The sequence below is a fragment of the Pseudoduganella sp. GW821-FHT12E03 genome (assembly GCF_058807115.1).
The window spans coordinates 1-19,856 of record NZ_JBXAQJ010000015.1; the positions used below are offsets into that span (position 1 = coordinate 1).

General features: G+C 61.7%; 17 protein-coding genes and 2 tRNA genes. 11 read left to right on the forward strand and 8 right to left on the reverse strand.

Features of this window, described 5'->3' with window-relative positions; genetic code table 11:
* Window positions 1–77 (reverse strand) — tRNA-Asp (locus AC1RRC_RS29275).
* Between the two features lie 38 nt (window positions 78–115).
* Window positions 116–191, reverse strand: a tRNA-Val gene (locus AC1RRC_RS29280).
* 234 nt (window positions 192–425) lie between these two features.
* Here AC1RRC_RS29280 and AC1RRC_RS29285 point away from each other — a divergent pair.
* Window positions 426–1,274, forward strand: coding sequence for a helix-turn-helix domain-containing protein (locus AC1RRC_RS29285; RefSeq protein WP_493059221.1), 849 nt, complete (start codon window positions 426–428; stop codon window positions 1,272–1,274).
* A gap of 21 nt (window positions 1,275–1,295) precedes the next feature.
* Here AC1RRC_RS29285 and AC1RRC_RS29290 read toward each other — a convergent pair whose 3' ends face one another.
* Window positions 1,296–2,876, reverse strand: coding sequence for a methyl-accepting chemotaxis protein (locus AC1RRC_RS29290; protein WP_493059222.1), 1,581 nt, complete (start codon window positions 2,874–2,876; stop codon window positions 1,296–1,298).
* Window positions 2,877–3,048: 172 nt separating this feature from the next.
* On the opposite strand from AC1RRC_RS29290, the gene dinB reads away from it, so the two are divergent.
* Entirely contained in the window at window positions 3,049–4,203 is a 1,155-nt protein-coding gene (dinB, locus tag AC1RRC_RS29295) for a DNA polymerase IV (RefSeq protein ID WP_493059223.1), read from the forward strand.
* Window positions 4,204–4,270: 67 nt separating this feature from the next.
* On the forward strand, window positions 4,271–5,167 hold the full coding sequence (locus AC1RRC_RS29300; RefSeq protein WP_493059224.1) for a recombination-associated protein RdgC: 897 nt from the start codon (window positions 4,271–4,273) through the stop codon (window positions 5,165–5,167).
* A 32-nt stretch (window positions 5,168–5,199) separates the two neighbouring features.
* Here AC1RRC_RS29300 and AC1RRC_RS29305 read toward each other — a convergent pair whose 3' ends face one another.
* Window positions 5,200–5,685, reverse strand: coding sequence for an asparaginase domain-containing protein (locus AC1RRC_RS29305; protein ID WP_493059225.1), 486 nt, complete (start codon window positions 5,683–5,685; stop codon window positions 5,200–5,202).
* A 148-nt stretch (window positions 5,686–5,833) separates the two neighbouring features.
* On the opposite strand from AC1RRC_RS29305, the gene AC1RRC_RS29310 reads away from it, so the two are divergent.
* Window positions 5,834–6,589: an L-asparaginase gene (locus AC1RRC_RS29310; RefSeq protein ID WP_493059226.1), complete on the forward strand. Its 756-nt coding sequence runs from the start codon at window positions 5,834–5,836 to the stop codon at window positions 6,587–6,589.
* A gap of 87 nt (window positions 6,590–6,676) precedes the next feature.
* On the opposite strand, the gene AC1RRC_RS29315 is transcribed toward AC1RRC_RS29310, so the two are convergent.
* The gene (locus AC1RRC_RS29315; RefSeq protein WP_493059227.1) at window positions 6,677–7,306 is read right to left on the reverse strand and encodes a TetR/AcrR family transcriptional regulator; all 630 of its coding nucleotides are present in this window, start codon (window positions 7,304–7,306) and stop codon (window positions 6,677–6,679) included.
* A gap of 80 nt (window positions 7,307–7,386) precedes the next feature.
* Between AC1RRC_RS29315 and AC1RRC_RS29320 the strand changes: the two genes are divergently transcribed.
* Window positions 7,387–8,457: an MBL fold metallo-hydrolase gene (locus AC1RRC_RS29320; protein WP_493059228.1), complete on the forward strand. Its 1,071-nt coding sequence runs from the start codon at window positions 7,387–7,389 to the stop codon at window positions 8,455–8,457.
* On the opposite strand, the gene AC1RRC_RS29325 is transcribed toward AC1RRC_RS29320, so the two are convergent.
* Window positions 8,447–8,767, reverse strand: a complete 321-nt coding sequence (locus tag AC1RRC_RS29325; RefSeq protein ID WP_493059230.1) for a hypothetical protein — start codon at window positions 8,765–8,767, stop codon at window positions 8,447–8,449. The two genes, AC1RRC_RS29320 and AC1RRC_RS29325, sit on opposite strands and share 11 nt — an antisense overlap.
* 274 nt (window positions 8,768–9,041) lie before the next feature.
* Complete coding sequence (locus tag AC1RRC_RS29330; protein WP_493059232.1) at window positions 9,042–11,555, reverse strand: TonB-dependent receptor; 2,514 nt, start codon at window positions 11,553–11,555, stop codon at window positions 9,042–9,044.
* Window positions 11,556–11,799: 244 nt separating this feature from the next.
* Here AC1RRC_RS29330 and AC1RRC_RS29335 point away from each other — a divergent pair, with 244 nt between their 5' ends.
* From AC1RRC_RS29335 to AC1RRC_RS29360, 6 genes are all read left to right on the forward strand, one after another.
* Entirely contained in the window at window positions 11,800–12,807 is a 1,008-nt protein-coding gene (locus tag AC1RRC_RS29335) for a LacI family DNA-binding transcriptional regulator (protein WP_493059233.1), read from the forward strand.
* 145 nt (window positions 12,808–12,952) lie between these two features.
* Window positions 12,953–15,283 carry a glycoside hydrolase family 65 protein gene (locus AC1RRC_RS29340; RefSeq protein WP_493059235.1) on the forward strand — a complete coding sequence of 777 codons (2,331 nt, stop codon included), beginning with the start codon at window positions 12,953–12,955 and terminating at the stop codon, window positions 15,281–15,283.
* Window positions 15,280–15,942 (forward strand): beta-phosphoglucomutase, encoded by a 663-nt coding sequence (gene pgmB, locus AC1RRC_RS29345; RefSeq protein ID WP_493059237.1) that lies wholly within the window; start codon window positions 15,280–15,282, stop codon window positions 15,940–15,942. Before AC1RRC_RS29340 ends, pgmB begins: the two co-directional genes overlap by 4 nt.
* Window positions 15,943–15,970: 28 nt before the next feature.
* Window positions 15,971–17,239 (forward strand): MFS transporter, encoded by a 1,269-nt coding sequence (locus tag AC1RRC_RS29350; protein ID WP_493059238.1) that lies wholly within the window; start codon window positions 15,971–15,973, stop codon window positions 17,237–17,239.
* An 8-nt stretch (window positions 17,240–17,247) separates the two neighbouring features.
* A complete protein-coding gene (locus tag AC1RRC_RS29355) occupies window positions 17,248–18,255 on the forward strand; it encodes a substrate-binding domain-containing protein (RefSeq protein ID WP_493059240.1) in 1,008 nt (335 codons plus the stop codon).
* 142 nt (window positions 18,256–18,397) lie between these two features.
* Entirely contained in the window at window positions 18,398–19,276 is an 879-nt protein-coding gene (locus AC1RRC_RS29360) for an alpha/beta fold hydrolase (protein WP_493059242.1), read from the forward strand.
* Here AC1RRC_RS29360 and AC1RRC_RS29365 read toward each other — a convergent pair whose 3' ends face one another.
* Window positions 19,277–19,642, reverse strand: coding sequence for a glyoxalase superfamily protein (locus tag AC1RRC_RS29365; protein ID WP_493059243.1), 366 nt, complete (start codon window positions 19,640–19,642; stop codon window positions 19,277–19,279). It abuts the gene before it with no gap.
* Window positions 19,643–19,856: the final 214 nt, after the last annotated feature.

Here is a 19,856-nt window from a genome sequence, read left to right on the forward strand (position 1 = left end):
TGGCGGAGTGGACGGGGCTCGAACCCGCGACCCCCGGCGTGACAGGCCGGTATTCTAACCAACTGAACTACCACTCCTTGCTTGCGCATCTTGTCTTCATTTCCGTGTTAGGCGGTGGTGGGCGCTGAGAGGGTCGAACTCCCGACCTAATGCTTGTAAGGCATCCGCTCTACCAACTGAGCTAAGCGCCCCGCTTCTAACACTCCAACGTTTGTCATCACGTCTGAAGGAGGCCGAATTATAGACGGCCTTTTTTGAGTGTGCAAGTTTTTTTCTATCGCGTTGAAATTTGCGTCAATCGTTGCTGGCTGGAAGGTGGCGCGCGCAGCCGATACGCGCAGTGGGTACGATTACCCGCCACGTAATCGCCAGCGGCGGCACAATCCGTACAATGGATTCCGCCGCCACCTGTTGAGGAGTGCACCTTGAGCGCCGCCCCCGAGCAATATTTCAGCGACTTTTCCGCCGCCCTGCGCTATTGGCGCGGCAAGCGCGGCTACAGCCAGCTGCGGTTGTCGACCGACAGCGGCATTTCACAGCGCCACATCAGTTTCCTGGAAAGCGGCCGTTCGCAACCGAGCCGCGACTTGATTTTGAAACTGGGCGTGGTGCTCGATATCCCGCTGCGCGAGCGCAATGTCATGTTGCTGGCGGCCGGATTTGCGCCCGCCTACCAGGAGCGCAAGATGGATGACCCGGAATTACGCGCCGTGAAACAGGCGCTGGACTTCATGCTGGCGCAGCAGGCGCCTTATCCGGCGCTGGTGGTGGACCGGCTGTGGAACCTGGTGATGCACAATGAACCGGCCGCCGGCTTCATGAAATGGCTGCTCGACATGCCGGCCGAGGCGGCGATCCCGCGCGATGGCAGCGTCAATGTGCTCAAGCTGATGATGGCGCCCGGCGGCCTGCGCCAATACGTGCGCAACGAACACGATGTCGGCGCGGATTTGCTGCACTGGATACAGCGCGAAGCCATGAGCGATGGCCCGGGCAGCGAAGCGACCGCCTTGCTGGGCGAATTGACGGCGCTGGCGGGCCTGGGCGGCATGCCGCCGCCTAACCTGGACCGCCGCGCCTTGCCGTTTTTACCGCTGCAGATCAGCAAGGATGGGGTGGAATTGAATTTGTTCACCACCATCACGACCCTGGGCACGCCGCACGACGTGACGGTGCATGAATTGCGGCTCGAAGCGTTCTTCCCCGCCGATGAGGCGTCGGCCGCGTGGTTCCGTGCGCGGGGCTACCTGGCGGGCAACGAGCTGGCCGCGTAGGGGCGGGCATGGCGGCACAGTTCATCGCAGCGCCAGCGAGCGCCCCGATGCCGACTGATGGCCATGCATCTTGAACACCGCCACCGCCTCGGCCAGTTGCACCGCCTGCTGCTGCATGCTGGAGGCGGCGGCTGCCGCCTGTTCCACCAGCGCGGCATTTTGCTGAGTGGCGGCGTCCATGTCGGTGATGGCGAGATTGACCTGTTCGATGCCGGAACTCTGTTCCGCGCTGGCGCCCGCGATCTCGCTCATGATGTCGGCCACCTGTTTCACGGACGATACGATTTGCTGCATGGTGGCGCCGGCTTCATCGACCAGCTTGCCACCGGTATCGACCTTGGCCACGGAATCATTGATCAATTCCTTGATTTCCTTGGCCGCCGCCGCAGAGCGCTGCGCCAGGGTGCGCACTTCCGACGCGACCACGGCAAAGCCGCGGCCCTGTTCGCCCGCCCGCGCCGCTTCCACCGCCGCATTGAGCGCCAGGATATTGGTCTGGAACGCAATGCCGTCGATGGTGCCGATGATGTCGGCGATCTTGCCCGAGCTTTCCTTGATCGAGCCCATGGTATCGACCACCTGGCTCACCACATTGCCACCCTTGTTGGCGAAGTCCGCCGCAAACACCACCAGCTGGTTGGCCTGGCGCGCATTGTCGGCGTTTTGCTTGACAGTGGACGTCAATTCTTCCATCGATGACGCGGTTTCTTCCAGGCTGGCGGCCTGCTGTTCGGTGCGGGCCGATAGATCGTTGTTGCCGGCGGCGATTTCCGCCGAGGCGGTGGTGATGGTGTCAGTGCCCGCCCGCACGGCGCCGACGGTGCGCGTCAGGCTGGCCACCATGTCTTTCAGCGCATTGAGCAGGCGGCCTGTCTCGTCGCGCCGGTCGGTCTGGATGGCGACCGTCAGGTCGCCCTGCGCCACGGTTTCCGCCAGGTGCACGGCTTCGTTGATCGGTGTGGTGACGGAACGCGTGATGGCATAGCCTCCGCCCAGCGACAGCAAGGTCGCCAGGGCCAGCAGCGACAGCATCAGCGTGGTGGCGAAACTGGCCGCGGCATCGGCTTCCTTGCCATCTTTTTCCATTTGCTCGGTCTGGTATTTCAGCATCGCGTCCAGCTTGCCGAAGTAAGCGTTCTGCACCGGGATCACGTCCTTGAACAGCGCCTGCACGGCGGCTTCGCGGTCGTCTCCGGCCATGGTGCTGAGCGCCGCCGCGCGCGTGGCGGCATAGGCCTTGAAGGCTTCGCCCGACTCGTTGAACATCTGGCGCTCGTCGTCTTTCAGCATGGTTGCGAACTTGGCGGCGCGTTCATCGCCGGCGCGGTCGGCGTCGGCCATTTGCGCCAGGAAGGTTTGCGCCTGCGCCGCGTTGGGCGCCAGCATCGCATTGCGCAGCGCTTGCGCGCCACGGTTGGCGAAGCTGCGGAATTCATTGGTCAGTGCGACCTTGGCATAACGCTGGTGCACGATCTGGTCGGTCAGTGAGGCAGTGTGGCGGATGCGGTTGATGCCGACCAGCGACATGATCAGCATGATGACAATGGTCAGGCCGAAACCCAGTCCGAGGCGTGCACCGATGCGCAAGTTGGACAAGCTCACTGTGATTCCTTTCACGGTGGTTGGTGAGAGACGAAGATGAGAGACGAAACGCGGATAGCGATCCCAGCTTGCCCGTATTTCATCCTTTGCTCAAGTATGTGCTGGACAGCAACCGCCTATAATGCTGTATATAATCCCAGTTATCCGATTGTTTTTTGTTATTGCGCCACACATGCCTGCCGTCCGCCGCATCGCCCATCTCGACATGGATGCGTTTTACGCGTCCGTCGAATTGCTGCGCTATCCGGAATTGCGCGGGCAGCCGGTGGTGATCGGCGGCCGCACGGCGCACCAGCCGGCCATCCTGCCCGATGGCAGCCGGCGCTACTACCGCCTGAAGGAATATGTGGGACGGGGCGTGGTCACCACTTCGACGTATGAAGCGCGGGCGCTGGGCGTGTTTTCCGCGATGGGCATGATGAAGGCCGCCGCGCTGGCGCCGGAAGCGATTTTGCTGCCGACGGACTTTGACTCGTACCGCCGCTATTCGCGCCTGTTCAAGGCGGCGGTGGCGGCCATCGCGCCGCAAATCGAAGACCGGGGCATCGATGAAATTTATATCGACCTGACCGAAGTGGAAGGGGAAACGCGCGAGCTGGCGCAGCGCCTGAAGGACGCGGTCAGGGAGGCGACGGGGCTGACCTGTTCGATCGGTATCGCGCCCAACAAATTGCTGGCGAAAGTGTGCTCCGACCTGGAAAAGCCGAATGGCTTGACGGTGGTGGCGATGGATGACGTGCCGACCCGGATCTGGCCGCTGCCGGTGCGGAAAATTAACGGGATCGGTCCCAAGGCCAATGACAAACTGGCCACGCTGGGCATCTTTACCGTGGGGGAGCTGGCGGCGGCCGAACCCAAGCTGCTGCAGGAATATTTTGGCTTGAATTATGCGCAGTGGCTGGCGCGCGTGTCGCATGGCCAGGACGAACGGTCGATATCGACCAGTTCGGAACCGAAGACCGTGAGCCGCGAAACCACGTTCGAGCGCGATTTACATGCGAAGCATGACAAGGACGTGCTGTCGGAGATTTTCACGCGGCTGTGCCTGCGCCTGGGGGAAGACCTGGTGCGCAAGCGCTGCGTGGGGCGCACGGTGGGCATCAAGCTGCGCTATGCGGATTTTCACACCGTCACGCGCGACGTCACGCTGCCGGCGCCGACCTGCGATGGCGCGGTGATCCGCCGCGCGGCGGGCGAGTGCCTGCGGCGGGTGCCGCTGGACCAGCGCTTGCGGTTATTGGGTGTGCGCGTCAGTGCCCTGTCGGGCATCGATGAACTGGCGCTGCATGATGTTGCAACACAAGGGGAACTTTTTTCCGACCTTTAAGAAGTGGGTGGCGCGGCGTGTAAAATGTCGTTCCCCCGGAATTAGCTGAACAAGGCAAACAAACCGTATGTGGTTCAAAAATCTACAAATTTACCGTCTGCCCGCACCCTGGGCATTTACTCCTGAGCAACTCGAGGCGGCGCTGGCATCGAACGCGTTTTCGCCGGCCAGCAGCAATGAATTGCTGCGCCAGGGCTGGGACAAACCGCGTCCAAACGGCGGCCTGGTGCACGTGGTGAACAAGCAGATGCTGATTCTGCTGGGCACCGAGAAAAAACTGTTGCCAGCCACCGTCATCAACCAGGTGGCCAAGGCCCGTGCCGCGGAAATGGAAGAAGCGCAAGGCTTCGCGCCCGGCAAAAAAGCCATGAAAGAATTGAAAGAACGCGTGGCGGACGAACTGTTGCCGCGCGCCTTCTCGATCCGCGGCAACGTGTGGACCTGGATCGACCCGGTCAACGGCTGGCTGGTGGTCGATGCGGCCAGCCCGGCCAAGGCCGATGAAGTGATCAAGCTGTTGTTGAAAGCCGTCGACCGCATGCCGCTGGAAAGCCTGCGCGTCAACCGCTCGCCGGTGGGCGTGATGACCGAATGGCTGCAGGCCGACGATGCGCCGGCCGGGTTCACGGTCGACATGGACACCGAATTGCGCGCCACCGGCGAAAGCAAGGCGGCCGTGCGCTATGTGCGCCACACGCTGGAAGCCGACGAAGTGCGCCGCCACATCGCCTCCGGCAAGCAGTGCACGCGCCTGGCAATGACGTGGGACAGCAAGATTTCGTTCACCCTGACGGAATCGTTGGCGCTGAAAGGCGTCAAGCCGCTGGACGTGCTGAAGGAAACGGAAAACAGCACGCGCAACGACGACGAACGCTTCGATGGCGACTTCATGCTGATGACGGGTGAATTGTCGAAGCTGATGGCCGACGTGGTGGAAGCCCTGGGCGGCGAAGCCAAGGCATAAAAAAATATGGGGCCTGCGGGCCCCATATTTTTTTACAAGTTCTGGAACACGCCGGCGGCGCGGTTCTTTTGCACGTCATCCCACGGGAACACCTTGCCGTTCATGGCGACGTACACGCCCGGCGTGAGGATTTGCGCGACGCCGCATGCGAAGCCCAGGTTGAACAGGGCGTCCGAATTGGCGATTTCATACGGAATCATCGCGCCGGTCAGCACGATGGTCTGCTCCAGGTTGGCGGCGCCCAGCACGGCGGCGGTCTCTCTCATGGTGTCGGTGCCATGGATGATGACGATGGCATGCTCTTTGGCGGCCTGGCATGACGCCAGGATGCGCTGGCGGTCTTCATCTTGCATATCGAGCGAATCCATCAGCGGCAGCAATTCCAGCGCCGGATTGATGGTCATGCGGGAGCGGGCGATCGCTTGTGGCAGGTGGCTGTCGGCGAAACCCAGGCTGCCGTTCAATTCATTGTAATGTTTATCGAACGTGCCGCCGGATGCGAGGATACGCAGGGTCATGATGTCATTCCATGGGTGAGCAAGGACAGAATGATAACGCGAAGCGCAGCCATATGAAACATTCCGCATTTGCGTGCATGATGGGCTGGAAAGTCCGGTAAGCTATGACTACACTGGACTCTTTGTGTAGCAGGCACCTCGCACGACCATGAAAGCACTTGCCCCCGGCACTGTCATCTTCCACCGATTCCGCGGCTATGGCGTGATCACGGCGGTCAACCTGTTGACCGGCTGGATTTCTGCCCGCTTCGGTGGCGAGTCGCGCACCCTGGATTTGAATTTGTCGACCGATGAAGTGCAGTATGCCGATGGCGAAGCGATTTTGTTCCGGCGCGCCCCGCCGGACCGCATGCCGCACGCGCGCCTGATGGCGATGGTGCGCGCCCTGCACCAGGCGGGTTACCAGAAGCTGTACCTGCATTCGTGGCCGAAGCCGTCCGGCCTGCACTGGCGCTGGCATTTGTTCACTGGCCCGCGCGACTGGATGCAGCGCGCCTGGCGTGAAGGCTGGTATGGCTCGGGCGCCGATTACAACGTGAATCCGGTGATGGGCTGGGGCGATAATCCCGGCGCCGATACCGATGAATTGATCCACGCGCTGGCGAAATTCGATCCGCAGGGACTGGCGCAGGCGCTGGGCCGCGATGAAGACCATACCGCGTGGTTTGCCATGGTGTGCGACGCGCTGCTGCCTGGCTACATGTACAGCCTCGATATGCAGCGCCCTGACGGTGGCCCGCTGACCGACATGCCGGCGGTGCCGGTGGTCCCGGTGCGCGCCGGCTTGCCCGCCTACAGCGGCCCGGATTTACCGTGGCCGCCCGGCTGGGCCGGTTTGTGGAGCCGCGTGCATGTGATGCCGTTGCCGAAGCCGAATTTCTCCGGTATCCCAGAAACCCCATAAAGATGTCACACCCTGGGGTCAGACCCCGAATGTGACAAAAATGGACATCCGGTGCTTCTGAAATGTCCACTTTTGTCATAAATGGGGTCAGACCCCAGGGTGTGACATGGCGTAGTAGGCAAGGAACATGTCGGCGGTGGTTGTTACCAGCGCCTGCTGGCTGGCCGTATCGAGCAACGCCTGGCCCATCGTCACCTGCGGCCAGAACGCGAACGCCTTCAATTGCCCCTGCAGCAAATGTGCGGCAAACACGGGATCGAGCGGCTTGAGCTTGCCGTCGGCCGACGCCGCGCGCAGCCACGCGGTCATGCCGCCTTCCTTGTCGGATAACTTTGCCACCATTTCCCGCGCCCGCTCGGGCCGCAAAATGCCTTCCGCAATGGCCACACGCGCCAGGTCCAGGAAGTACTGGTCTTGCAATAACGCCATTTTCTGACCCAGCAATGTGATCAGCTGCGTGCGCACGTCCACGTCCGGCTGGTAGCGGCATGCCTGTAGCGCCGCGCTGCTGTCCCACAGTTCTTGCAGGATGTGATCGAACAAATCGTCTTTGCTGGGGAAATGGTTGTACACCGTGCGTTTTGACACGCCGGCCGCCAGGGCGATCTTGTCCATGCTGGTGGCGTCGAAGCCGTGGGCGCGGAATTCCGCCAGGGCGGCGTCGACAATGGCTTGCCGCTTGCGGTCGGTCAGGCGTTGGGGGGCGATGGGTTCCATGCAAAGTATTTTACACCGGGTAGTTTACTTTCTCAAAAAACGAAACTACACTGTGCAGTATACTTTTTGAGGCCATCCCCATGAAACGCGCCTTTCTGACCTTGCTCACCGGAGTGTTATTGACCATGACTTATTGCACCTTGTCCGCGAAAGATATTGAGTACGTCTCACCGCAACAGCAGGAGGGGCGTTTCAAAAATCCCCAGCCGATGCACCGCCTGGGCCTGATGGGCACCTTGCGCGTGATGTGGCAAATGGCGTTCCAAAAGCCGGCCGGCACGGTGCCGGACCGTGCGCTGCCGGTACAGGCGCTGACGGCCGCCCAGCTGGAGGCCGCGCCTGACCACAGCGTGTTCCGGCTCGGCCATTCGACCATGCTGCTGAAGCTCGATGGCGGCCTGTGGCTGACCGACCCGGTCTTTTCCGAGCGTGCTTCGCCGGTGCAATGGCTGGGCCCGCAACGCTTCCACGCGCCGCCGATTACGATTGACGACTTGCCGAAGATGAAAGGCGTGATCCTGTCGCACGACCACTATGACCACCTCGACCATGACGCCGTGCTGGCGCTGGCGCCGAAAGTCGAGTGGTTTATCACGCCGCTGGGCGTGGGCGACACCTTGATCCGATGGGGCGTGCCGGCCGCGAAAGTCAAACAGCTGGACTGGTGGCAATCGGCGGTGGTGGAAGGCGTGCGCCTGACCGCGACCCCGGCCCAACACTTTTCCGGCCGCGGCCTGCTCGATGGGAATAAAACACTGTGGGCGTCGTGGGTGATCCAGTCCGCCGGCCAGCGCGTGTTCTTTTCCGGCGATACCGGGTATTTCGACGGTTTTAAAGCCATCGGCGACAAGTTCGGTCCGTTCGACCTGACCATGATTGAAACCGGCGCCTACGATCCGCAATGGCCGGACGTGCACATGCTGCCGGAACAAACCATGCAAGCGCATATCGATTTACGGGGCAAAGTGCTGTTACCGATCCATAACGGCACGTTCGACCTGGCGCTGCACAGCTGGACCGACCCGTTTGAGCGGATCACGGCGCTGGCGGCCGAGCGCGGCCAGGTCGTGGTCACGCCGGAAATCGGTGCACAACTCAATGTGAAACAACCGGGCGCAACGGCCCAGTGGTGGAAGCTGGCTAAACAGTAATATTGATCACGCGCCCCACGGTTTGCCCCTGCGCATTGAGCTGGGGCGCGCGGGGCAGCACATCGTCCGGCACGTCTTTGCTGATGGCGCGGTCCAGCCGCACCGGCGCGGCGGTGGGGGCGGCGGCGCTCTCGGCCTGCCGTTCGGCTTTCTGGTTACTGGACAGTTGCTCTTTGTCGCGGACCAGCTGGCTGCGGCTGTCATCGAGGCGGCGCGCGTCCTGGTCCACGCGTGTCTGGTCCTGCTGTACTTTACGTTCAGCAAGAGCTACCGCGTTGCGCAGCGATTCGACGGACGAGACGGAAACCACGTGGGCACCCCTTGACGGCTGGCGGAAGGTCGGCGAATTCTGGACGTGGCGACACGGAATCACCGGCAGTGTTCACCAGTAAGGGTAGGCCAAAACGACAATTTGTGCCAGTGGGGGCAAGAAAAAAGGGTAAAGCCGGAGGGGGGCTCGGCTTTACCCTAAAGCACTACAGGGAAGTGAAAATCGTAGGGCGGTTTGGTTTCATCAAGCCGCCGTTGCCGGCACGCACGGCGGCTTGAAAAGCCAAGCCGCCCTACAGCACGCCAAGACTGCCTCAGAAGCGGTACAGCAGCGATGCTTCAATGGCGCGGCCGAACAGGGGACGGGCGTTGATCGGGCCGGAGTTGGCGCCGGTCAGGCGTGAATTGCCTTCCGTCAGGCCCAGGGCATTGTTCAAGTTGGTGCCGGCCAGGCGCACTTCGACTTTTTCACCCAGCTGCAGCAGCACACCCAGGTCCAGCGTGTGGTACGACGGCAGGTATTGCGTGTTGGCCTGGTCGGCCCAGCGCGAACCGATCGAGGTGTAGGTGCCATACAGCTTCAGGCTGTTGTCGTCGCCCAGCGGGATGCGGTAGGTCGGCGTGAAGCGGAATTGCAGCTTCGGCTGGCGCTGCACCATCTTGCCGGCCGTGGCCGGGTTGTCCTTGTAGGTCGATTTTTGATAATCGCCGGTCAGCGACAGGGTCAGGTTCTGGATGGGACGCACCGCCACTTCGAATTCCACGCCGGTGCCCTTGGAGCCGCTGACGGAATTCAAGATCGTCCCGTTCGACAGGATTTGCTGGAAGGCGATACCGTCGAATTGCGTGTGGAAGGCATTGATGTACGCGCTGTACAGCTTGTCCACGGTCTTGAACCCCACCTCGAACTGTTTGACGGTCGGCGTCGGGTTCTGGTTGCGGTCATCGACATTGGCTTGCGTGCCCGCGTTGCGCAGGGTGTCGAAGGCAATGAAAGTATGGCCGGAATTGGCGCGCGCAAAGACGCTGGAATCCTTGGTCAGCTTGTAATTGCCGCCAATCGTGAACGAGGTGGCGGTATCCTTGCGGCCCAGCGCGGTGTAGGCGCCGCTTGGCATCGACGTGCCATTGTTGTACACGGTCAGCAAGTTGCTGTCGGTGTCGCCGGACATCAAATTCGACACGGTGCCGCTGATGCTTTGGCGTTCGCGGCGGATGCCGGCATCCGCCTTGATGCGGTCGTTGACCTGCCATTCGTTCGACACATAGAACGCGGTATTGCTGCCGTCATACGAGGCGTTCGGCGCAAAAAACACCGGCCCCTCTTTGCCATTGTTGGACACCACCACGCCATTATTCAGTTTCACGTTGATCAGGCGGGCGTTCGGCGTGGCCGTCATCAAATGGCTGCTGCCCAGGTACCAGGTATCTGCCGCCGTATAGTTGGCGAAGTAAGCGCCCACCGTCACGGTATTGTTCGGCAGCCATTCGCGGCTGATGCGTAATTCATCGGTGAACGATTTGAGTTTTTTCTCGACCGCCCACAGGCCGGCCTGCACCACTTGCGTGCTGTCCGCCACTGGCGCGCCGCCGTTGACGAAGGTCGCGGTGGCCGCCGTGGCGGCGCCGCCCGCCGCCGCCAGCACGCCGGCATTGCCATTGGCGGAGGCCATGGCCTGGGTTTTATAGGCGCCCATCGTCAACGGGTTATTCCCCGTGAACATGGCGATGGTGTTCATGTCGCCATCGAAGCGGTTGAACTTGTTGGAGACATTCCAGCCGGCGAATTTCTGGTCGAATTCCGCGCCGAAGACCGTGGCTTTCAAGCCGCGGCCGTCGCCCAGGTCGTACGTCAGGGTCTTGCCCGGCGCGGCTTCCACCGTGAAGCGGCGCATTTCATTGCTCATCAGGGTGCCCTTGAGCGGATCGAAGCCGGGGAATGGCGAGATGGAGCGGCCTTCGTTGGCGGAGATCAGCGGCACGCCGGTGTAAAACGCATTCTTGTCATTGGTGCTGCGCGCATACAGGGTCAGTTCGCCCTGGTCGAGTTTCTTGGTCAGGGTGCCGGTGATCTGGTGGCCATCGTCGGCCGGGAAGCCGGAATCGCGCACGCCGTGCGTGGTGCGGTAAAAGCCGCCCACGCTGGCATACCAGCCATCGCTGATTTTGCCGCCATAAAACATGTCGACGCGGCGCAATTCGCCGGTGCCAGTGGTGAAACGCACCGAGCCTTCCGGCGTATCACTGCCTTTTTTCAGGATGAAGTTCATGGTGGCGCCAGGCTGGCCATCCGAGAAGATGGTGCTGGGGCCGCCGCGCAACACTTCCACCCGTTCCACCGTGTCGTCGAGGCGGAATGCCGAGGAGCCTTCGAAGAACGACAGGGTCGGCACCGGATAAATCGGGTTGCCGTTCATTTGCACCGAGACGAACGGCGAATCGGAGCCGGACGGGAAGCCGCGCACTTCGATGTTGGCGCCGGACTGGCCTCCGGTGGCTTCCGCATACACGCCCGGCACCAGTTTCAGCACATCGGCCGTGCTGCTGGGCGAGGCGGCTTTCAACTGTTCTTCGGTGGCGGTGGTGATGGAAAACGCGGAATCGAGTTTGCGTACGCCACGCGACCCGGCCACGCCTGTCACCACCACGGTTTGCAGCTCGGCGGCCACGGCGTCTTTTTTGGCGGGCGCCGCAGCGGGCGTGCCGGCCGCCGGCGCGGTGGCCTGGTCAGGGGTGGTTGCGGCGGGGGCGTCGGCGGCTTGCGCCTGGCTAACCAGCGTCAGTACAGCCAGCGTGACTGACGATAACAGGAACTTATTCGGGCTCATTTTATTTGCTTTCTTGTCGGTATGGGTCGTGTCGTCTCCTGGACATTGCGCCACCCCGGGAGAGTTTGCAAGGCGGCTGTCCACACGCTTCCGCTTGTGTCATTTGCGAAAGTTAGGCCATTAAAAACCCAAATGATATCGATGTCAATGAAAATGATATCGATGTCATTTTTCTTGTGCATTCCAAAAAACCTGTCATAATGCGCCGCAAGGACAAGTGAAAATCGATTAAAAAGAACAGCAAATGGCGGCGAACAAGAGTGGTATCCGCAACAGTGACGCGGGCCTGACCATGGAAGACCTGGCCCGCATGGCCGGTGTGTCCAAGATCACGGTATCCCGCGCCTTGCGTGACAGCCCGCTGGTCACACCGGAAACGCGGGAAAAAGTGCGGCAACTGGCCGCCGAGCAGGGCTACCGCCTGAATGTGAGCGCGCGCAATTTGCGCATGCGCCGCAGTTATTCGGTGGCGGTGGTGGTGGAAATGACCCCCGTGAAGGGCCGTCCGATGTCCGACCCGTACCCGCTGGAACTGTTGGGCGGCATCACGCAGGAATTGACCACCGCCGGCTATAGCGTGGTGCTGACGTCGAAGCATTTGCTCGATACCGCGCCGGTGCAGGGCGCGGATGGCATGATCCTGCTGGGACAGGGGTCGCACAGCGAGGCGGCGCATGCGCTGCAAAGCACCACCTTGCCGCTGGTGGTGTGGGGGGCGCCGGAACCGGGCGGGCGCTACATCGTGGTGGGCAGCGACAACCGCGCCGGCGGCGCCAGCGCCGCGCAACGCTTCCTCGAGCAGGGGCGGCGCAAGCTGGTGTTCCTGGGCGACGTGGACCATGCGGAAGTCCAGGAGCGCTGCGCCGGTTTTATCGACGCGATCGGCGGCCAGGGTTCCGTGCATATCCTGCGCCCGAAAGCGTTCACGTTTGAAGCGGGCTTTGAATGCATGTCCGCGCTGTTGAAGAAAAAGGGCACCGTGGTGGACGGCGTGTTTGCCGCCAGCGATACCCTGGCCATGGGCGCGATCCGCGCGCTGGCCGAGAAAGAAATACGGGTGCCGGAAGCGGTCTCCGTGATTGGTTATGACGATACGCCGAGCGCGGCCAGTTTCGTGCCGCCGCTGACCAGCGTGCACCAGTATTTGCGCGACGGCGGCGTGCTGCTGGCGAAGAAAATGCTGGCGCTGATCGAAGGCCAGCAAGTGCATTCGGAAATGCTGCCGACCACGCTGATGGTGCGCCAGACGTAAAACAGATGTAGGGCGGCTTTTACAAAGCCGCCGTGCCGGCAAACCGTCGGCACATCATTTCCACCCCGTTTTTGTAGCAACACCCCACAGCCCGGCTTTTGATCTGAAATCCAAACCGGTTTGAATACCTGCAAAGGACCGCATCGTGCCATCTGACGCCTTCCCTCAACACACCTACCCGCTGGACCCGTGGTGCATCCGCGAAACCGCCTTCGATACGGCTTCGCATTTTCTCGACGAAACCCTGTTCGCGCTGGGCAATGGCTATATCGGCCTGCGCGGCACGCACGAGGAGGGGTATACGGGGCCGAAGGGGACGTCGCTGGACGGCACGTATCTGAACGGTTTTTACGAATCGGAATCGATCCACTATCCGGAAAACGCCCACGGTCTGGCGCGCACCAACCAGTTCATGCTCAATGTGCCGAACGCCAAAGGCATTGCACTGTGGCTGGAAGAGGAACGCTTCGATCCGCTGCAGGGCACCCTGGACAGTTATGAACGGGTGCTTGATTTCCGCACCGGCCAGTTGCGCCGCACGCTGGAATGGACCTCGCCGCAGGGCCGCAAGGTTGCCATCAGCAGCCGGCGCCTGGTGAGTTTCACGGAAAAGCATTTGTTTGCGATCGAGTATGACGTGACGCCGCTGAATTTTTCCGGCGCGATCACCCTGGTGTCCACCATCAATGGCGCGGTGAAAAACCTGGAAGCAGGCGACGATCCGCGCGTGGGCTCGGCGATTTCCGGGCGCTCGCTGGTGCTGGCCGATATTGAACAGGCGCCGCATTTTTCCGCGCTGGCGCAGCGCACCGCCAACAGCGGCTTCCTGCTGGTGACGGCCGCGCACACCGATGTGCGCGGTGTGGCCGAAGTGGCGCTGGCGCGCAACGGCGAATACCTGGAGCAGAGCTACCGCGTGGCGGCGCTGCAAAATGAAACCGTGCGCCTGACGAAATATGGCTGCTACTTCACATCGCGCGATTATCCGGATAATGAATTGATGGCGCGCGCCAAGGCCACCCTGGCGATTGCCGCCGCCGCCGGCTTCCGTGCGCTGGCCAGTGAACAGGAACGCTACCTGGCCGACTTCTGGCGCCACGCCGACGTGGAAATCGCCGGCGACGATGCGCTGCAGCAGGGCATGCACTTCAACCAGTACCACTTGCTGCAATCGGTGGGCCGCGATGGCAAGACCAACATTTCCGCGAAAGGCGTGACGGGCGAGGGCTATGAAGGCCACTATTTCTGGGACACGGAAATTTACATCTTCCCGTTCTTCCTGTATTCGAAACCGGACATCGCGCGCAAGCTGCTGGAATACCGCTACGCCGGCCTGCAGCTGGCGCGGGAACGCGCGCGCCAGATGTCGCACGCCAAAGGCGCCTTATACCCGTGGCGCACCATTGCCGGTGTCGAATGCTCGGCCTACTATCCGGCCGGCACCGCGCAATACCACATCAATGCCGACATCGCGTATTCCATCAAGCTGTATATCGAAGCCACCAATGACGAGGACTACCTGCTGAACTGTGGCGCGGAAATCGTCATGGAAACCGCACGGATCTGGATGGGGCTGGGACACTTCGACCGCCAGGGCCGCTATTGCATCAATGAAGTGACGGGCCCCGATGAATACACGGCGCTGGTGAACAACAATTACTACACCAACGCCATGGCGAAGATGCATCTGGAATTCGCCGCATCGATCGCCGAACGCCTGCAGCGCGAATGGCCGGAACACTTCAAGCGCATCGCCAAAGCCGTGGCGCTGGAAGAGGGCGAGTCCGCGCTGTGGCGCCGCGCCGCCGGCTGCATGCACTTGCCATATGACGAAGCGCTGCGCATCCATCCGCAGGATGACAGTTTCCTCGACAAGAAAGTGTGGGATTTCGCCAACACGCCGAAGGAAAACTACCCGCTGCTGCTGAACTACCATCCGCTGGTGATCTACCGCCACCAGGTGTGCAAGCAGGCCGACGTGGTGCTGGCGCTGCTGCTGCTGTCCGACCAGTTCGCGCTGGATGACAAGCGGCGCGACTTTGATTACTACGAAGCGGTGACCACGCACGATTCGTCGCTGTCGTCCTGCATCTTTTCCATCATTGCTTCCGAAGTGGGTTACCACGACAAGGCATATGCCTACTTCATGGGGACGGCGCGCCTGGATCTCGACAACACGCATGGCAATACCCACTACGGCGTGCACACGGCGGCCATGGCCGGCACCTGGATGGGCGTGGCGTATGGCTTTGCCGGCATGCGCGTGGTCGATGGCGATGTGCGCTTTGCACCGGTGTTACCAAAGCAATGGACGCATTACCAGTTCAATGTGCACTTGCGTGACTGCCTGTTGCAGGTGCGCGTGGAGCAAGGCTGTACCACTTACCGGTTGCTGCAGGGGGCGGCGCTGGCGTTTTCCCACCAGGGCCAGCGCGTGGCGCTGACCGTCAACTCTCCCGTGAAGGAATGCCCATGAACACCCCACACAACCCGGCCAATAAATACGATGCCGTCATTTTCGATCTCGACGGCGTGATCACCGATACGGCGCGCTACCATTACCTGGCCTGGATGCGGCTGGCGGGCACTCAGGGCGTGCACTTTGATGAAGAATTCAATGAACAGTTGAAAGGCATCGACCGGATGGGATCGCTGGAGCGCATTTTGATGGCGGCCACGCGCCAGTATTCGCTGGCGGAAAAGCTGGCGCTGGCCGAAGAAAAAAATGCGCAATATGTGGCGCTGATCGCCAACATGACGCCGGACGACTTGCTGCCGGGCGCGGTGCGGGCGCTTGACAGCTGCCGCGCCGCCGGCATGAAGGTCGGCCTGGCGTCGGTCAGCAAGAACGCGTTCACGGTGCTCGACAAACTTGGCATCACCGCCAAATTCGATTACGTGGTCGATGCCGCCAAACTTGCGCGTGGCAAACCGGATCCGGAAATTTTCCTGAAGGCGGCCAGCGCGCTCGATGTGCCGCCATCGCGCTGCCTCGGCGTGGAAGACGCGGTGGCCGGCGTGGCCTCGATCAAGTCGGCCGGCATGACGGCGGTCGGCATCGGCGACGCCGCCGTGCTGGCGCAGGCCGATTTCGTGATACCGGGCCTGGCCTGCTTTGATTTGAATAACTATTAAAAAACCACCCGAAACCGGGGGAGACACCATGAACAAGCAGCGCATCCTGTTTGCGTTATTCCTGATTTACTTTGTGTTCGCGATCCTGCTCAACAGCGTAGGCACCGTGATCCTGCAGGTGATTAACAACTATGGCGTCAGCAAATCCGCCGCCAGCGTGCTGGAGGGATTCAAGGATTTGCCGATTGCCGTGGTGTCGTTCATGGTGGCGTCGTTTCTGCCCCGTATCGGCTACAAGAAAGCCATGCTGGCGGCGCTGGCGCTGGTCAGTGTGGCGTGCGCACTGATGCCGCTGCTGCCAGCGTTTGCCACCGCCAAGCTGCTGTTCTTTTGCACCGGCGTCGCTTTCGCGCTGGTGAAGGTGTCGGTGTATTCCACCATCGGCCTGGTGGCGCAAGACCGCCGCCAGCATGCCGGCATGATGAATATGCTGGAAGGGTTTTTCATGGTGGGGGTGCTGTCCGCTTACTGGCTGTTCGGGCACTTCATCGATTCGTCCAATCCGGCATCGACCAGCTGGCTGCAGGTGTACTGGGTGCTGTCCGTCCTGTGCGCACTGACCTTCGTGCTGGTGCTGGCCACGCCGTTCGATGAACATGCGGCGGCGCCGCCGCGTGGCAGCACGCTGGCGCAGGATTTCGCCGCCATGCTGAAACTGTTCTTCAAGCCGCTGGTGTGTGTGTTCGTGCTGACGGCGTTCCTGTACGTGCTGATCGAGCAGGCCGTGGGCACCTGGCTGCCGACGTTTAACAATGAAATCCTGATGCTGCCGGCCGCCATGAGTGTGCAGGTGACCAGCATCTTTGCCGGGTGCCTGGCGGTGGGGCGCTTGTCGGCTGGGGTGCTGATGCGCCGCCTGCACTGGTATCCGGTCATGAATGCATGCGTACTGGGCATGGGTGCCATGGTCTTGCTGGCGCTGCCGCTGACCCATGGTGTTGTACAAAACCAACAGGTGACGTGGGCCACCGCGCCCATCGCGGCGTTCCTGTTTCCGCTGATCGGCCTGTTCATGGCGCCGATTTATCCGGGTATCAATTCGGTCATGCTGAGCTCCCTGCCAAAGCATCAACATTCAGCAATGACGGGCTTGCTGGTGATTTTTTCCGCATTGGGCGGCACCACCGGGTCGCTGATCACGGGCTATGTTTTCGGCACCTTTGATGGCCGCTTTGCGTTTTACCTGACCCTGGCCCCGATCTCTATCATCTTGATTATGTTGCATTTTTTCAAGAAATCCGTGGACGCGGGAAGCGGCGATGTTGGCAGCTCGGCTATAATGCCCGGTCAGACCTGAGCAATGCAATGAACCTGAAGAGCCTCGCCAACCTGCTTGGCATGTCCAAAACGACGGTCAGCCGTGCCCTCAACGGCTATCCCGAAGTCAACGCGATGACGCGTGAACGCGTGCTGAAAGCAGCGCGCGAAGCGGGCTATGAAGCCAACCCGATGGCGCGCAGCCTGGCGGTTGGCCGTACCAATGTGTACGGCATTATTTATCCCTTGCTGCCGTCCGACCTGGGCGATCCGATGTTCCTTGACACGGTCGGGGGCATGACGGAAACGCTGGAAGCGCGCAAGATGAATTTCATCATCGGCCCCGTGTCCGCCGGCAATGAGCTGGCCGCCTACGAGCAGATCGTGCGCGGCCGCCGTGTCGATGGCCTGGTGGTGAGCCGCACCCAGCTGCACGACGAGCGCATTGCCTATTTGCTGAAAGTGCGTTTCCCGTTCGTCGCCCATGGCCGCACGAAACTCGACGCGCCTTATGCGTGGTTCGACTATGACAACGAGGCCGGTATCCGTCTCGCGATGCGGCACTTGCTGGCGCACGGCCACCAGCGCATTGCGCTGCTGTCGGCGCCGCTGGCCATGAACTTCGCCTGCCAGCGCAAGGAAGGCTTTATGGCCTGCATGATGGAAGCCGGCCTGACGCCCGATCCGCGCCACATGATCCCAGACACCCTGGACCGCCGCAGCGGTTACCAGGGCATGCAGCAATTGCTGGAATGCTCGCCGCGCCCGACCGCCGTGATTGTCGACAACCACTTGTCCGGCGTGGGCGCCATGCGCGCGCTGCTCGATGCGGGCGTGGAAGTGGGCAAGGATATTTCCATCATCGTGTGGGGCGCCATGGCCGACACGCTGGCCGGCATCAACGTCACCACGGTGGACCAGCCGGACCCGCGCGCGGCGGGCGCCCAAATGATCGACATGCTGCTGGCGCTGGCCGGCGGCGCGGCGCCGGAAACGTTACAGGTGCTGTGGCAGCCGGTGTTGGTGCCGGGGGCGACGGTGGGGCGGCCGGGCTGAGCGGGTTTCGCCAGTCATTTAGAGAATTTTCTGAAAAATCGCCAGGATACTGGCGAAAATTGCGTGCCATGATGCATGGGCACACTTCGCGCAGCGACATCGTGCCCGTCCGTCTACAATGTTTGATCTTGTGGAGGCATGCATGTTTGCAGACTTCGAGCGTGGCTCGGCCGATATCGGCGGAATCCCCATCCATTACGTGAAAGGCGGCAACGGCCCGCCGCTGTTGCTATTGCACGGCCATCCGCAAACCCACGCCATCTGGCACAAGGTGGCGCCAGAACTGGCACGCCACTTCACGGTGATTGCCGCCGACTTGCGCGGCTATGGCGACAGCGGCAAGCCGCCAGGGCTGCCGGACCACGGCAATTACGCCAAGCGCGTGATGGCGCTCGATCAACTGGGCTTGATGCGCCATTTCGGCCATGAACGGTTTGCCGTGTTGGCGCATGACCGGGGCGCCCGTGTCGCGTACCGCATGGCGCTTGACCATCCCGATGTGGTGACGCGGCTGGTGCTGCTTGATATCGCCCCCACGCTGGCGATGTATGAACAGACCACGATGGCCTTCGCCACAGCGTACTTTCACTGGTTTTTTCTGATCCGCCCCGCACCGTTCCCGGAACTGGCCATCAGCGCGAATCCGGATGCCTACCTGAAAGCCACGATGGGCAGCCGCAGCGCGGGCCTCGCGCCGTTCGCGCCGGAGGCGTATGCGGAGTACCTGCGCTGCCTGCAAGACCCGGCCACGGCGCATGGCATTTGCGAAGATTACCGCGCGTCCGCCACCATCGACCTGGATCATGAGCGGGCCGACCTGGCGGCGGGCCGCAGGATCGCGTGTCCCATGCTGGTGCTGTGGGGGGCGCAAGGCACGGTGGCGCAATGCTTCGATCCGCTGGCCGAGTGGCAGCCGCTGGCCGCCGACGTGCGCGGGATGGCGCTGCCTTGCGGCCATTACATCCCGGAAGAAGCGCCGGAACTGTTGCTGGAACAGGCGCTGCCGTTCTTGTCGGCCTGATTACTCGCGTGGCGGCGCCTGGAAGCGCAGGCGGTTGCCGAATGGATCGGTGACCGACACCTGGCGCGCCCATGGCAACTCTTCGATGCCGGGCCGCGCATAGCCATAGCGCTTGCCGATCAGTTCGGCTTGCAGCGCATCGATATCATCCACCGGGATAATCAGCGCGGCGCCCGGCGACGCATCGCCGTGGTGTTCGCTCAGGTGCAGCACCAGGCCGCCCCGTTTGATTTCCATGTACAGCGGCAGGTCGGGCTCGAAGCGGTGTTCCCACTCCACGGTGAAGCCGAGGAATTCCACATAGAACTCGCGGGCCTTGGCTTCGGAAAAACTGCGCAGGATGGGAATGGGGGCGGAAAGAAGCATGAGTGCTTGCCTGTCTGTTAGTGATCCGTCCACATTACCACATGGGGTCAGGCGTGCATTCGTGCATTCTTCCGGTGGGGTCAGGCGTGCATTGATGCATATCCCGCGCTGACACCGCTGGTTTACAGGACCTTCTGGTTGGCACCTGGTTGAGATTGGCTTGTCGTCCCGTTACGATTGGCATGCGCGAACTCTGGAATCGGTCAGAAAGCCC

Coding starts and splice junctions, on each gene's coding strand:
- AC1RRC_RS29300 (WP_493059224.1), top strand. CDS start 4,271: ATGTGGTTCAAAAATCTACAAATTTACCGTCTGCCCGCACCCTGGGCA.
- pgmB (WP_493059237.1), top strand. CDS start 15,280: ATGAACACCCCACACAACCCGGCCAATAAATACGATGCCGTCATTTTC.
- AC1RRC_RS29355 (WP_493059240.1), top strand. CDS start 17,248: ATGAACCTGAAGAGCCTCGCCAACCTGCTTGGCATGTCCAAAACGACG.
- AC1RRC_RS29350 (WP_493059238.1), top strand. CDS start 15,971: ATGAACAAGCAGCGCATCCTGTTTGCGTTATTCCTGATTTACTTTGTG.
- AC1RRC_RS29305 (WP_493059225.1), bottom strand. CDS start 5,685: ATGACCCTGCGTATCCTCGCATCCGGCGGCACGTTCGATAAACATTAC.
- AC1RRC_RS29310 (WP_493059226.1), top strand. CDS start 5,834: ATGAAAGCACTTGCCCCCGGCACTGTCATCTTCCACCGATTCCGCGGC.
- AC1RRC_RS29315 (WP_493059227.1), bottom strand. CDS start 7,306: ATGGAACCCATCGCCCCCCAACGCCTGACCGACCGCAAGCGGCAAGCC.
- dinB (WP_493059223.1), top strand. CDS start 3,049: ATGCCTGCCGTCCGCCGCATCGCCCATCTCGACATGGATGCGTTTTAC.
- AC1RRC_RS29360 (WP_493059242.1), top strand. CDS start 18,398: ATGTTTGCAGACTTCGAGCGTGGCTCGGCCGATATCGGCGGAATCCCC.
- AC1RRC_RS29365 (WP_493059243.1), bottom strand. CDS start 19,642: ATGCTTCTTTCCGCCCCCATTCCCATCCTGCGCAGTTTTTCCGAAGCC.
- AC1RRC_RS29335 (WP_493059233.1), top strand. CDS start 11,800: ATGGCGGCGAACAAGAGTGGTATCCGCAACAGTGACGCGGGCCTGACC.
- AC1RRC_RS29320 (WP_493059228.1), top strand. CDS start 7,387: ATGAAACGCGCCTTTCTGACCTTGCTCACCGGAGTGTTATTGACCATG.
- AC1RRC_RS29330 (WP_493059232.1), bottom strand. CDS start 11,555: ATGAGCCCGAATAAGTTCCTGTTATCGTCAGTCACGCTGGCTGTACTG.